The organism is Paenibacillus sp. FSL M8-0212 (assembly GCF_038004645.1).
Taxonomy (GTDB): Bacteria; Bacillota; Bacilli; order Paenibacillales; family Paenibacillaceae; genus Paenibacillus.
In genome coordinates this window covers 6,488,038-6,502,929 of sequence record NZ_JBBORP010000001.1, presented here as the reverse complement: position 1 = coordinate 6,502,929, position 14,892 = coordinate 6,488,038, and the positions used below count along the sequence as shown (strand labels likewise).

Sequence of the window (14,892 nt, the reverse complement as noted above, 5' to 3'; positions counted from 1 at the left end):
GACGTTCATATCCATATTCGTTTGGATTGTCAATAAGTGATGAAAGGGAAACGAGATGAAAAGCAAGCCTGAACAAAAACGCCGTGGGGCGATGAACTTCACCATGTACATGGTAGTAGGGCTTGGATTAACGGTTCTCATGTCGGCGGCATCGATTATGTTTGGTGCTGCTGATATGAGGTTAGCAACGGTATGGGAGGCTATTTTCCGATTTGATCCAATGCGCACTGAACATCAAATTATCCAAACCATGCGTCTTCCGCGTACCGTAGCCGATCTGATCGTTGGGTGCAGCCTTGCGGTATGTGGCGCTATCATGCAGGGGACAACGCGCAATCCGCTGGCCGACTCCGGGCTCATGGGGATTAGCTCTGGCGCAGCATTTGCAATTGCACTTTGCCTGGCCTTTCTGCCGGGTTATTCGTATTGGCAGATGATGTTGTTCGCTTGTCTGGGAGCAGCGATCGCCACCGGTATGACTTACTTTACCGCGTCACTGGGCAATCGCGGAATGACTCCACAGCGGCTTGTACTGGCAGGTCTATCTATTTCAATGTTGTTTGGCGCACTCAGTCAGTACTTGGCGATCAATTATAACCTGGGCCGAGCATTAACATTCTGGACGGCGGGTAGTACAGCGGGGGTCAAATGGGGAGAATTGCTGATTATCTCACCGCTCTTTGTTGGTGGTATACTGCTGGCACTGGCCTTATCCCCTTCCGTTACATTGCTCAGTTTGGGAGATGATGTGGCAAGTGGACTCGGCATTCGTAGCGGACTGGTCAAGATTTTGTCGACAATTATTGTACTCGTGCTGACTGGATTGGCTGTTGTTGTGGTTGGCCCGGTCGGTTTTGTGGGTCTGATTACACCGCATATTGTGCGATATATGGTAGGTGTCGACTATCGATACATTATTCCGGCAGCGGCAATATATGGTGCGTTGCTGACCGTATCGGCCGATTTGGCTGGACGCTTGATCAATAAACCGTTCGAAACGCCGATTGCCATTATATTTTCTATCATTGGTGTGCCGTATTTTCTCTTCTTGGCTCGAAGACAAAGGAGGGAATACGAATGACCAAGCGGCGTTATACGATGAAACGAGGCATTATCATCAATGTAGTGCTTATGGTGCTCATCCTTGTGTTTGCTATCATTAGCATGAATTCTGGCAAAATGAATCTTTCACCGCTAGAAGTGCTGAACGTTCTCGTGGGAAACGGTACCGATAGGCAAAATCTGATTGTGTTTGATTTTCGTTTGCCACGAATTGTCCTTTCGATCTTGGTAGGTCTGGGAATGGGAGCGGCGGGGGTCGTGATGCAGAGTTTGCTGCGCAATGACATGGCTAGTCCGGGAACACTGGGAATTAGTTCGGGATCGGGCTTGTTTGTCCTGTTCTTTGTTGTATTCATTGCACCAACAGGGAAGAGTTCCTTCATTGCTCTGCCTCTGTTGGCTTTTGTTGGCGGACTATTGGCGGCGGGATTGATCTTCTTATTATCGTATCGCCGCGGACGAGATATCTCACCAATCGGTTTAATCTTGACCGGGGTCGCGCTAGGAAGCGGGTATGGGGCGCTGACGACCTTCTTGACACTCAAGCTGGATGATTCGCAGATGAACTTCATGCTGTATTGGCTCGCGGGGAGCCTATGGGGCGATGATTGGGGCTATATTTCCATACTGACACCATGGGTCTTGATCTTACTCGGCTATATTTTTTACAAGGCTCGCATACTGAATTCCCTCCATCTGGGCAATCAGACAGCACAGGGGCTTGGTGTTTCCGTGAAGCGGCAGTTCTTGGGGTTGTCAATCGCTGCTGTTGCTTTATCCTCTGGCAGTGTAGCTGTGGGGGGAAGCTTCTTTTTTGTTGGCTTGATCGCTCCGCATATGGCCAGAAAACTGGTCGGTCCCGATCACAAATTACTCATTCCGGCTGCCAGCTTGGCCGGGGGTCTAGTCGTGGTGGTGGCTGACACGATTACGCGCACCGTTAGCCTGGTAGGAGATGTGCCGACAGGAATCGTAATTACAGTCATTAGTGTTCCGTATTTTCTTTATTTACTAGCAAAAGCCAAATAACACAATTAATGATATAGTCAGAATTTTTTGTGGAAAACGGCTTGGCAGGACTGTGCGCTGCATTTTAAAGCAGAATGAACGATATCAAAAGTTCAAACATCGAAGTTACCCTGTGTTACCGTTATGATTCTTAATCAATAGCATATAGAAAAAGATGCCATTACGAGGAAATCGTATTGGCATCTTTTGATTTTTTCTCATTTGATAGTCAAGTGGATTACTGGGAAATTACTCAGGATTTATATGGCAGGCTCTTCCGACAGCTGAAAACGGGAAACGAAATACCAGATGAGCTCGCGACGTGAGGATACCTTGGTTTTGGCGAAAATGGATTTTAAATGATCCTGAACCGTGTATACAGAAATATGCATCGCAGCAGCAATTTCCTTGGACGAATAACTGCGGAGCACATATCCGAGCAGTTCCCGCTCTCGACTGGATAATCCGTGGCTTTCGGCGAGCAAGGGCAGCAAATCCTGTGGCATCGCCTGCTCCAAACGGATAGCAATCTGATCCGGTCCCGTAAGCTGTTGCATGAGACTGGCATGAAGTATGAGGTAACGCCCATCCGGAAGTTGGATGCAAACTTTGGAGGGTGAGTCGGTTGCAATCTGAATACCCTCGACCAGTTCTGCCCGATTCTTGCGCTGCAAGTGGGAACTCACTGCACGTACCGGACGGGGCAGAACATCCGGCCCTACATGTTCCAGCGTGCGTAATTGGGACAGCCAATATTGAGCTGGGGCGTTCAGCGATAAGAGCTGGAACGTGTCCGAGGTGATCAAAATTCCGGGTTCCTCGGGACTGCCACTCGTGATCTCATCCACAAGTGTCAGACTTGTGGACCGCAGCATCAATGCAATAGAAGCGGTCCAGGACTGAATCATCAACCGCTCCTCCTCTGTAAAGACAGTACTTTCAGTCTTGCGGTACAGCGTCAGGTATCCCCAACAAGCGTCTCCACTGACCAATACAGCACGCAATTCATCACCAAACCCCGCTGGCTGAAGAATGTTGATATAACGTGGGCTTAGTGCAAGCTGTGAGTTCATGGACGTATGAAGTGTAGCTGTATGCTCACCGCTGCGAATTAATTCAGCGTATTTATGTATATCTTCTTCCATGTATTCATTAATGAATAACCGATCATGAATGGCCTCAATGCCATCTTCTGTCACAGCTCCTGTGGAGAGAAGAGTCAGAGGATCAACGGTGGTAAAGCAGTATGCGTCGTAAGGTACAACCGTATGGATCTGCTTGAGAACAGCTTCCCGATAGGTACGTGAGGTCCAGGTTCCTTTTTCAAGAGAAGTGATAAGTCTATGGTTCCGATCAATACGTGATGTCAACAAGATATCTCCTCTCGCTAAGCGCATATCCCAGTGTTCTGGGATTGTAGGCTCGCCGTATCCTTCTATAATGAAATTAGACGAACAACGAGTCAAGTCTAACTTCAATTCAAGAGGAGTGCGGTGTCCATGAATCACAATCCATCACCGATGAGCTGGGAAACGGCAGATGTTCATCGTTACGAACAATCGATAGCCCTGAAAATTCCGGGTTATTCTCATATGCATGATCTAATGGAACGGCTGCTTTCAGCATCTTTTGCAAATAACAACGATATTCATATCCTTGTTGCCGGAGCGGGAGGGGGAAAAGAGATTGCTCTGCTCGGATCACGTCATGCCGGTTGGACATTGACTGGAGTAGATCCATCACAGCCTATGCTGCAACTTGCTGAGAAACGAGTCGAGGAAGAAGGCATCGGTTCCAGAGTGAAGTTGCAACCTGTCACGGTTGAAGAATTGCCGGAGGATATCGTATATGATGGGGCGACAAGCATGCTCATGTTACATTTCCTTCAGGGGATGGAGGCCAAGAGAACGTTTCTGACCAGCCTCGCAGCGAGACTTAAACCGGGTGCACCACTGATCATTGCGGCTGTAAATGCCGATCTTGATTCACCTGCATATCCAGTGATGATGCAAGCTTGGAAGGATCACATGTTGAGTGCAGGTGTTCTTCCTGAAGAGTGGGAGCGTTTTGCTGCTTCCCTGGGTCGTGAATCCGATCCCATATGCTCTGAAGAGATGACTCAGCTACTGACCGAATGCGGTTTCTCACATATTACACGTTACTTCGGGGCGTTCTGGGTGGAGGGGTATTATGCAATTCGAAACTAACGTGAAACCTATGAAAGATCAGATCTGGGTGGTTGGTGGTTATGGTCAAGTGGGGCAGATGATATGTACTCAACTGGGGAAATTGTTCCCGGGTAAAGTATGGGCTGCGGGTACACGCATGAACCGTGCGGAAGAATTCAGCAGGTCTACAGGTGGAGCTGTACTACCGCTTCAACTGGATGTAACACGACCTGTAGAACCATCCATGTTAAGGCCTGTGAAGCTGGTTATCATGTGTGTTGACCAGAGCGATCCCCGGTTTGTTGAAGCCTGTGCACAAGCCGGAATCGACTATATTGATATTTCTGCAAAATATGATTTTCTCGCTCAGGTTGAACAGCTGCACACCAAAATGCAACGTTCCAAATCAACCGCGATCCTCAGCGTCGGACTATCACCGGGAGTGACTAATCTGCTTGTACGTGAAGCAACCATGCATATGGATCAGGTGGAAGAAGCGGATATTACCGTGATGCTGGGACTTGGCGAGAAACATGGGAAAGCTGCCGTGGAGTGGACCGTTGATCAGATGAATGCCACCTACCAAGTGATGCAAAAGGGCAAACCTGCTGAGGTCCAAAGTTTCGGAGATGGCAAATTAATTGATTTTGGAGCAAAACTGGGGCAGCGGAAGGCGTATCGATTTAACTTTTCGGATCAGCATGTGGTTGCTCGAACGTTACGTATTCCAACCGTATCTACCAGACTCTGTCTGGACTCCCGCTGGATCACAAGATCCATGGCAATCTCCAAACGTGCAGGGTTGTTCTCGTTGCTGCGTATCCCGTCTATTCGGAATGGAACGGTTAAGGCATTTGGTCTTATTCCCGGAGGAGAGCCAATGTATGCGGTCAAGGTTGATGCCGTAGGATGGGAAAATGGTGAACAAATCCGCGTCGAACAACTACTGGTCGGCGCTAAGGAAGCAGATGCAACAGCAGCGGTAGCTGCAGCCGTAGCAGAACGTGTGTACAAAACAGCATTGCCACATGGTGTATTTCATATTGAACAGGTTCTTTCTTTGCAGGACATTCAGGATGCACTTCATACACCATTGAAGGTGACGACGAAGATCACCTAATTTCATATTCTTTTGTTGGTGCCCTCCGATCTGCTATGATGTAACAATAATCACGGCATGAATGGAGGGAGATCATGAACTGCGTTGCTGTATTACCTTATTACAAAGTACAGAGAGAAGTGACGGGTCTCGCCCAAGAGATTGAGATGAATGCCCGTTCCATGATTCTGTATTCAGATAAAATCGTAACCAAATACCGCGAGTTCAACATTACGGAAGTGTTTGACATGTCTTTTCGCCGTATGGGTGATGAAGGTGGATTTTTCTATCTGCACACAAGCACAGGAGTATATCCATATATGGTCGAAATCGACCCCAAACCCTTTATACAAAGTTTCAGAAAGATGACGATTCACAAATTAAAATGACTTGACCTTGCCGTTACGTGAAGGCTTACCCTCGAATATGGAAAGAACCACAACCAATTCAGAGGAGCTGTGAATGTAATGAGTATACTGATTCAGCAAGCTACGATCCTAACGATGAAAGATGCCGATGCCCCCTTCACGGGGGATATTCGTGTTGAGGGTGATCGAATTACACAGATTGCTGACCACATTGTGCCTCAACCGCAAGATGAGATTATCGATGGACGCAATAAGATCGCCATGCCAGGACTGATTAATGCCCACCAACATACACCGATGAGTCTGCTCCGGGGATTCTCGGATGATCTGAAGCTGATGGACTGGCTCGAACGCAAAATGTTGCCTGCCGAAGCGAGGATGAACCCTGAAGACATCTATTGGGGGGCCAAGTTATCCATCGCCGAGATGATCCGTTCGGGTACCACTGCGTTTGCGGATATGTATATCCATATGAATGAGATTGCAGAAGCGGTTAAGCAAACGGGTATGCGGGCATCGCTTACACGTGGGATGGTATTCATGGAGGATGATGGGGGACGCAGGTTGCAGGAGGCGATCGATCTTGTACAACGCTGGTCTGGAGCGGCCGATGGGCGGATTACAACGATGTATGGACCCCACTCACCCTATACATGTCCTTTAGAGCCGCTTCGTGAAGTCATTGCTCTGGCTGTCACGGAGGATATTCCTCTGCATATTCATCTGGCTGAGACAAAGGAAGAAGTTGTGAAGATTCGTGAGCGCTATGGTATGACACCGACAGAGTATCTGGAAGAGGCGGGGACGTTCGAACAGGCACATGTACTGCTTGCGCACGGTGTACACCTCAATCGCAGGGACATCGGCAGATTGAAGGGCATGCGCGGCGGTGTAGCACACAATCCGGTCAGCAATCTGAAGCTGGGATGTGGAATTGCACCAATTACCGAGATGTTGGCCCAGGGAATTAACGTGGGCATCGGAACGGATGGAGCGGGAAGTGCCACAACCGTAGATATGTTCGAGGAGATCAAAGCTGCCACCTGGCTGCAAAAGCTCGACTATGGCGATCCCACTCGCTTGCCAGCCAAGGATGTACTAAGCATGGCTACACGTGGAAGTGCTAGTCTGCTTGGTCTACAGGATGAAGTAGGTATGCTTGAGGTGGGGCACAAAGCGGATCTGATCCTGATTGATCTGGCGAAACCACATCTTCAACCGGTACATGAGGTAGAATCGTTACTGGCTTACAGCGTAAATGGAGCGGACGTGGACACCACGATAGTGAATGGTCAGATTCTCATGCGAGGCAGAAAACTGCTGACGATTGATGAGGATGAACTTTACCGCGAGGTGAAGGTTAGAGCCAAAAGGATTGTTGAGGGAATTTAATTTTAGGTGAATATGATCCAAACTGGAAAATGATTTATGTTCAAAACGCTATGGAGGCTTACTCCATGGCGTTTTTTGTCGAATTGATACTGGGAATAGTTCCATGGTCCTGTTCAGAATCGGTTCAGAATGACTCGTTATACTGAGCATGTAGTTGTTCAAATTTGAGATGTACACGAGGAGGAACATGAATTGAAGGGGAAACAAAACAAAAAACGGCTTAAGCCAATATTGAAAAAAAGCATGTTGACTGCGCTCGGATTGGGCATCGCATTGCCTATAGGTGGAACGCTCCCGCAGGCTAACGCAGGAGCCATTGGTCCGGAGATCAAGATTTCGCGACCTGTGCTCAACGAGGATATTCGATGGTTGAGTCGTTCATCGGAAGATTCCAATCAGCATTCTCTCGTGTCGTATACACCAATCGAGGCACTGGATAAGACAGTTATCATTGATTTAAATACCCAGTTCCCACTGAACACATACGATTCGGTCGGCGCCAGTTCAGATGATGATAGTGTGGCTCACGTATACGTAAACAATGAAAATAAATTGGTGGTTATTCCCTATACAAGGGGTAAGGTCAATATTGAATTGAAAGCCAATTATACTTTATCTGGAGAACCTGTTAAGGATAATTTCGAACTTTATATTAGTAAACAAGGTGATGTGAATAATGATGGCAAAGTGAATTCCTCGGATGCAGCAGCGCTATTGAAACATCTTCGTAACGAATTGAACCGTAGCTCCTATTCCGCTGTTGAGATGAATCGGATGGATGTCGACCGTGACGGTGAAGTTTTTTGGTCTGATTCTCAGGCTTTGCTGGAAGGCTATGCCGTTACAGAGCTTGGTGCCAAGGATAACCGTTATGTATTGACATTCAAGCAAGTGGATGATGCGCCTTATGCATTGAATGCTCAGTTGACTGGGGTGATGAAATACAGAGAAACCATTACCAGTTCGTTTGAAGCATTGGATGTTGATGGAGATGAGATTATTGAAACTTCTTATCAGTGGTACCGCTCAACAGATTCCTTAGGAGAGAATAGAGTGCCAATTGAAGGAGCAACAACGAAGGACTACACCATTAATTCAGTCAGTGACGTCAATAGATACCTTGTGCTCGAAATTACACAACTGTCTAATCCGAATGAACAACCACGGGGCATGTCAGTAATTATTGTTGGAGAGAAAATGGTTGATCCGCCTGCGTGATCCCTTTATTTTCCACTTATCTACAACAACGGTGTGCGCCATACAATATATCTACTGAATATAGACACGGAGGTTATCACATGTTTCAACCGAAAAAGAAACGTCCAAGAATCAGAAAAACAATGTCAGGTCTGATCGCACTGACGTTACTCTCGTCACTTGTACTGCCGAGTGTAGCAGGAGCCGAGCCGATGGAACCTTCGCGGGTACAGTTTACGGATGTCAGTGTACAAGCTGGTCAAAGCGTTCATGTTCCAGTTACGTTAAAACAACCCGATTACAGCGCAGTTACCGCGTATAATATGCAGATTGATTATGACTCATCTGTATTGGAGATCGTTCGTATCACTCCTAAATATGTCGGCGGCAATTTTCCATCCATAGTAGAAAACAATGAATCAAATTTTCATTATAAGATTGATAATGAAGCTGGCTGGGTACGGATCATCTGGGCTGATTTGACTGCAGGTGAACATCCAGTACCTATGGAACAGCAACTGTTTGATATTGAGGTCAAAGCCAAAAATAATGCGGCTCCAGGAACGAAAAAACTCACGGTTAATCGGGAAGATGCAGAGCACTGGAGTTTCACAAACGTAGATTATGAAAATTACACTGAATTATCCGGTGGAACAATCACAATTACAGCAGCAAACTCAGGTGGTGGCAATTCGGGTTCTCCAGGTTCCTCTTCGGGAGGAAGTGTATCACCTACTACACCCGTGGTTACCCCGGTTCCATCTACTCCGGCGGTAACCAAAGGCGTAGACATCTATGTGAACGGACAGAAACAGGAACAATCTGCGACGGCTACCACATCAACGGTAAACAATCTGGTTACCACCACGGTTCATGTGGATAATGACAAAGTCATTAATCAGATTGGAAGTGGACTAAGAACACTTCTGCTGCCGATTACAGGTACAGGTAAGGGCGCGGTCGTTGGTGAACTGAACGGCAAGCTGATCAAAACGATGGAAGGAAGTAATGCCGAAGTTGTCATTCAGACGGACAATGGTACATACACCCTCCCAGCTAATCAGATTCAGGTAGATCAGATTCTGAACCAATTCGGAAGCACGGTTCCATTGGAAGATATCACAATCCAAATTGCTATTGTGCCTAGTGCTACATCCAAACAAACAGCTATTCAGGCGGCAGCGGACAAACTGAAGAACACTACAGTGATCGCAGCTCCGGTTGATTTTGAAGTGAAAGCGATTTGGAATGGGCAGCAGGTTAATGTAGATCGTTTCAACTCTTATGTAGAGCGCTCCATCACATTGCCAGAGGGTGTCGATGGTTCAAAGATCACGACAGGAGTTGTACTTCAGCCAGATGGCAGCCTTCTGCATGTACCGACCAAGGTTATCAAAGGTAACGTGCAAGATTCTGCTATTATTAACAGCTTGACGAACAGTACTTACGCCCTGATCTATCATCCGGCAACATTCAGCGATGTAACAAGTCACTGGAGTCGTGATGACGTACAGGATCTGGCATCCCGTCTGATCGTACAAGGTACCGGTGAGAACGTGTTTGCGCCAGACCGGAGTATTACACGAGCAGAGTTTACGGCTGTTCTGTTAAGAGGTTTGGGACTGCACGCACCGCGCAGTACAGAAGCGGCATCGTTCACAGATGTGAAGACTGGCAGCTGGTATGAGGATGAGGTTCAGACGGCTGTATCCTACGGCCTGATCTCAGGTTATGCTGACGACAGCTTCCGTCCGAACAGCGAAATTACTCGTGCTGAAGCGCTGACCATTGTGTCACGTGCGATGAAACTGGTCGGTCTGGCACAGGCCGATGCTTCTGAGACAACAAGTCTGCTGAGCGCATACAGCGATAGCGCTAAAGTACAAGCATGGGCAGCAGAGCCGGTTGCATCGGCAATAAAACAAGAGCTGGTACAAGGTGCGGATGGCAAACTGATGTCAGATGCAGACATTAGTCGTGCACAATCTGCGGCCATTGTGAAAAGGCTGCTGGCAAAAGCCGGATTAATCTAAACTTTATAAGTTGAACTAAAGATTATTTACACTGACACTACGATGACAGAATAACCTTCCAATCGCTGTTATCCCCAGATTTTTTGATTCCCTTTTCCAAAGGGGAAAATCCGGGGATAAAGGCGAACGCTTCGCTTTTTCAGGTTTTTTCTGTCCTCTCCGTTATGTGTAAATGATTAGTTTAACTTATATTATCAAATGCAGTATCGAAATAAGACAACCCGAGTCCTTATATCTAAGGATTCGGGTTGTTTTGCACCTACACTTACTTGAAATGATTTATTTCAAGCAAGCTGTAGGTGTTTTTTTTGCATATCGTTTTTCTCGAACCTCTTATAGATGCAATGGTCCAGTTCATTATCAGTTCATACTGATTTGTTACGATATGAACATCAAATAGATAGATATTGTGCATGATCAGGAGAGGAAGAGATCCATATGAAAATACTAGAAGTTAAAAATGTGAAGAAATCATACACCTTATATGGAAAAGAAAAAGTTCCCGTACTCCACGGTTTGAACCTGAGTTTTGAGACAGGGGAATTTGTCTCCATCCTTGGCGAATCTGGCTGCGGTAAGTCGACACTGATGAATATCATCGGTGGCATGGACTCCGATTATGAAGGGGACGTCGTTGTTCGTGGCAAGAACTTAAGTGCCATGACAGAGAAGGAAATGGATGATTATCGGAAGAATAATATCGGCTTTGTCTTTCAAAATTTCAATCTGATCCCGCATTTGTCAGTCCTAGAAAATGTGACGATTGCAATGCAAATGACGGATACAAACGAGAAGGATCGGAACCAACGTGCCGTTGATATTTTGACAGAGGTTGGACTGAAAGATCATCTGAACAAACGTCCCAACCAATTATCCGGGGGACAGAAGCAACGGGTTTCCATCGCACGTGCGTTGTCCAACAATCCCGATATTATTTTGGCGGATGAACCAACCGGGGCTCTGGATAAGGAAAACGGAGATCAAATCCTCACTCTGCTCGACAGTATAGCCAAAAAGGGAATGCTGGTGATTGCCGTAACTCACTCGCAGAAAGTCGCTGACTCGGGTACACGTATCGTGAAGGTTGAAGAGGGCCGCATTAGTGACGATATTCACCTGAAAGATCCTTCTATGGCTGTTTACGAGAGTGGTCAGGATTCTTCCCGCAGCCTAAGCCTGCTTGCTTCATTCAAGATGGCACTCAAAAATATGAAACTTAACGGCAAACGTAATGTATTGGTAGCATTGGGAGGATCTATTGGTATATTAAGTGTACTCCTGATGCTCTCCTTGGGGAATGGTATAACGACTTATATGAATGACGAAATCAATTCAAGTATGGACCCTTTGCTCGTGGATATAACAAAGCCGAGTGAAGAAGCCAAGGATATGCAAGGCCCCGAGGCTTTGATGGCTGCGGGTGAACCGTTCACCGAAGCTGATATCGAGACGATCCGAAATTTCCCTAATGTAGATCACGTAGAGACAATTACGACCATTACAGGCCAATCGACTATGGTGAATGAAAAACAAAGTGTGGGACTCACGCAATTAACAACGTTAACGGATGCTTTTGATCCAGCATTGATAACAACGGGTGTTCTGCCGGTAGAAAATGAGATGTTGTTACCCCTCGATACGGCGAAACAATTAAGTGGAAATGATCAAGCTGAAACCATGATCGGCAAGTCTGTGTTTCTATATATCAACGAGATGGATGGCAATAATAAACCGGTAACTTTGGAGAAAGAAGTAACGATCTCAGGTATCTATGAAGCCGCAGATCAACGATCTCCAATGCAACAATCCCCGGGATACATTTCATCAGGGACGCTAGAGCAAATGTATACGGACAAAGGAATAACAATCGGACCGATTCAGGTTAACGCCTATGCAACCGATATGAAATATGTAAATGATATCAATGAAGCTGCTGTTGATGCTGGCTTCGCAGGCTCCCAGATGGCCAAAGTTATGGAGAATATCACGACATATGTAAGTATGGCTTCCATTGTGCTCGCGGGTATTGCAGGCATTTCGTTGATCGTATCTGGTATTATGATATTGGTTGTACTCTATATTAGTGTCGTGGAACGGACAAAAGAGATCGGCATTCTTCGGGCCATTGGAGCTAGAAAGAAAGATATCAAGCGAATATTCTTCTCCGAATCTGCCTTATTAGGCGTATTTAGTGGTATTATTGCGGTGGTCTTTGCAGTGATCATTAGTTATGTATTGAATATTCTACTGGATCATGCGTTTGGAGCAAAACTCATTAATCTCTCGGGATATTATATCTTGTTTGGTATTGTGGTAAGTACAGGAATTAGTATCGTGGCCGGTTTGATGCCATCATCAAAAGCGGCGAAGCTGGACCCGATGGAATCGTTGCGATACGAATAAATATCAATTTTGGAAAGGATAATGGCTACATGAACACAATTCTGGTGGTGGACGATGATTCCCATATCCGCAAATTAATCCGAATCTATCTTGAAAAAAATCAATTCTCCGTGCTGGAAGCACCAGACGGTCAAGAGGCGTTAGATATCCTCTCGCATACGAAAGTTGATCTGGCGATTGTGGATGTGATGATGCCGCGAATAGACGGTATTGAACTGACGGAAGATATTCGCTCTTATCTGGATATTCCAATCCTGATGGTGACTGCCAAGGGAGAATCCAAGGACAAAGTCAGAGGATTTAATGCCGGGTCAGACGATTACCTGGTTAAACCGTTTGATCCTGTGGAGTTAATCTTGCGTGTAAAATCGTTACTGAAACGATATAACAAAAGTTCATCAAACATGATTCAGATCACCGGTGTAACAATTGATTTGGGCAATCTGATGGTCATTGCGGACGGACAAACTATCGAATTAAAAAAGAAGGAATGTGAATTGTTATTTTCTCTGGCGAGTTCGCCAGGGAAAATATTCACACGTACACAGCTTATAGATGACATATGGGGCATCGACTACGAAGGAGATGAGCGTACGGTTGACGTACATATCAAACGGTTAAGGGAACGGCTTGAACCTGTACCTGAGCTAGTGATCTCAACGATAAGAGGACTCGGTTATCGGCTGGAGCGGGCATGAAAATGTTTAGGAAAAGCCTGCGACTTCGCATCGTAGCTACTTTTATCGGGATTGTTCTGGTGAGTTTAATTCTCTCCTTTATGATAAATAACGGGTCTCAGGAAAAGACACCGAATCGTTTTATGGTTACTTTTGCTCAAGATCTCGCTACACTGATTAACCTGATCGATGATCCGGAAAAAGTGAAATCAAGCTTGGATATTTTTGCTCGCTACGGCTTGAATATCACTCCTGTGAATGAACAAAGTGAAGTGTTATCTTCCTTGCCAGAGGACAAAGTTCATTCGTTATTTGAGGAAGGTACAACCGATGCAATGTTTATATCCAGTATAGATGGAATTGCAACCATAGGTGTTCCCGGAACAAACGAGGGAATTGGCACATTTCTGATTCAAAGTGATTTTTCCTCTCTTTTTCATACACTGCGAAACACGCTCTTAACCTCACTGTTAACGGTTCTGGTGATTGGTAGTTTATTAATCCTGTTCATGTCCGGGTACATTGTGAAACCGATTAAGAGATTAACGGTTGCAGCGAAGGAGATGTCATCAGGTGATCTGTCAGTCCGCTTGAAACATAATAATCAGGATGAGTTTGGCGAACTGATGGAGAGCTTTAATCATATGGCGAGTGAGTTGCAAAAAATCGATTCGGTTCGTGATGACTTTGTCAGCAACGTCTCTCATGAAATGCAGTCTCCGCTCACTTCAATCAGGGGATTTACCAGAGCACTACAAGATGGTGTTATTCCATTAGAAGAGCAGAAAGAGCATTTGGATATTATCTATGAGGAAACGCTGCGCTTATCGAGGCTCAGTGATAATCTGCTTCGGCTAGCCTCGCTGGATTCAGAGCATCATCCGGTTCATTTCACCACGTTCCAGGTAGATGAACAATTAAGAAGGGCGATTTTACTGGCAGAGCCGCAGTGGGCGCAGAAGGATATACAGATCGAACTGGACTTGTTGCCCTGTGAGATCACAGTGGACAAAGATTTGTTTGATCAGGTCTGGCAGAATTTAATAAACAATGCGATCAAATACACCGGTCCACAAGGTACCATTCATGTCGAAATTGAGACGTCATCTTCATTTGTGAAGGTATTGATTAGAGATTCTGGACAAGGAATACCTGAGGAAGCTCTACCGTATATTTTTGATCGATTCTACATGGTGGACAAAGCGCGGAGCAGCTCGCTTCGAGGGAATGGATTGGGTTTGTCCATTGTGATTAAAATATTGAAATTGCATCAATGTACAATTGATGTGGAGAGCGAAATGGGTAAAGGCACACAGTTTATTGTCACGATCCCCAGATCAACCATTACACCTTAAGGCAAGCCAGAACAGAGAGAGCAGCAATATGGTAACAATCGGTTCCTGTGCGTTCAGGATTCAGATTGCTGCCATATTGCTTTTTTTATATCTGTATTCGCGACAAAATTTCACATATAGTTTTGTTTAG

At 45.9% G+C, this 14,892-nt stretch carries 12 protein-coding genes; 11 read left to right on the top strand and 1 reads right to left on the bottom strand.

Features of this window, described 5'->3' with window-relative positions:
- Positions 1 to 55 precede the first annotated feature (55 nt).
- Together MKX68_RS28255 and MKX68_RS28250 are read left to right on the top strand one after the other, a co-directional pair.
- Positions 56 to 1,081, top strand: a complete 1,026-nt coding sequence (locus tag MKX68_RS28255; protein WP_091031293.1) for a FecCD family ABC transporter permease — start codon at positions 56 to 58, stop codon at positions 1,079 to 1,081.
- Positions 1,078 to 2,091, top strand: coding sequence for a FecCD family ABC transporter permease (locus tag MKX68_RS28250; RefSeq protein ID WP_340915130.1), 1,014 nt, complete (start codon positions 1,078 to 1,080; stop codon positions 2,089 to 2,091). The genes MKX68_RS28255 and MKX68_RS28250 overlap by 4 nt, the downstream gene beginning before the upstream one ends.
- A gap of 239 nt (positions 2,092 to 2,330) precedes the next feature.
- On the opposite strand, the gene MKX68_RS28245 is transcribed toward MKX68_RS28250, so the two are convergent.
- Positions 2,331 to 3,440, bottom strand: coding sequence for a helix-turn-helix transcriptional regulator (locus tag MKX68_RS28245; RefSeq protein ID WP_340915128.1), 1,110 nt, complete (start codon positions 3,438 to 3,440; stop codon positions 2,331 to 2,333).
- Between the two features lie 129 nt (positions 3,441 to 3,569).
- Here MKX68_RS28245 and MKX68_RS28240 point away from each other — a divergent pair, with 129 nt between their 5' ends.
- The 9 genes from MKX68_RS28240 (at position 3,570) to MKX68_RS28200 (ending at position 14,762) form a co-directional block, all read left to right on the top strand.
- Positions 3,570 to 4,277, top strand: a complete 708-nt coding sequence (locus MKX68_RS28240) for a class I SAM-dependent methyltransferase (protein WP_340915127.1) — start codon at positions 3,570 to 3,572, stop codon at positions 4,275 to 4,277.
- Positions 4,261 to 5,358, top strand: coding sequence for a saccharopine dehydrogenase family protein (locus MKX68_RS28235; protein ID WP_338594271.1), 1,098 nt, complete (start codon positions 4,261 to 4,263; stop codon positions 5,356 to 5,358). Before MKX68_RS28240 ends, MKX68_RS28235 begins: the two co-directional genes overlap by 17 nt.
- Before the next feature lie 74 nt (positions 5,359 to 5,432).
- Positions 5,433 to 5,726: a hypothetical protein gene (locus MKX68_RS28230; protein WP_338594273.1), complete on the top strand. Its 294-nt coding sequence runs from the start codon at positions 5,433 to 5,435 to the stop codon at positions 5,724 to 5,726.
- A gap of 78 nt (positions 5,727 to 5,804) precedes the next feature.
- On the top strand, positions 5,805 to 7,097 hold the full coding sequence (locus MKX68_RS28225; RefSeq protein ID WP_340915125.1) for an amidohydrolase: 1,293 nt from the start codon (positions 5,805 to 5,807) through the stop codon (positions 7,095 to 7,097).
- Positions 7,098 to 7,289: 192 nt separating this feature from the next.
- Positions 7,290 to 8,315, top strand: coding sequence for a dockerin type I repeat-containing protein (locus MKX68_RS28220; protein WP_340915123.1), 1,026 nt, complete (start codon positions 7,290 to 7,292; stop codon positions 8,313 to 8,315).
- An 80-nt stretch (positions 8,316 to 8,395) separates the two neighbouring features.
- On the top strand, positions 8,396 to 10,327 hold the full coding sequence (locus MKX68_RS28215) for an S-layer homology domain-containing protein (protein ID WP_340915121.1): 1,932 nt from the start codon (positions 8,396 to 8,398) through the stop codon (positions 10,325 to 10,327).
- 438 nt (positions 10,328 to 10,765) lie between these two features.
- Positions 10,766 to 12,730, top strand: a complete 1,965-nt coding sequence (locus tag MKX68_RS28210; RefSeq protein WP_340915119.1) for an ABC transporter ATP-binding protein/permease — start codon at positions 10,766 to 10,768, stop codon at positions 12,728 to 12,730.
- Positions 12,731 to 12,759: 29 nt separating this feature from the next.
- Complete coding sequence (locus MKX68_RS28205) at positions 12,760 to 13,428, top strand: response regulator transcription factor (RefSeq protein WP_340915117.1); 669 nt, start codon at positions 12,760 to 12,762, stop codon at positions 13,426 to 13,428.
- A 2-nt stretch (positions 13,429 to 13,430) separates the two neighbouring features.
- Positions 13,431 to 14,762 (top strand): sensor histidine kinase, encoded by a 1,332-nt coding sequence (locus MKX68_RS28200; RefSeq protein WP_340915115.1) that lies wholly within the window; start codon positions 13,431 to 13,433, stop codon positions 14,760 to 14,762.
- The last annotated feature ends 130 nt before the right edge of the window (positions 14,763 to 14,892 follow it).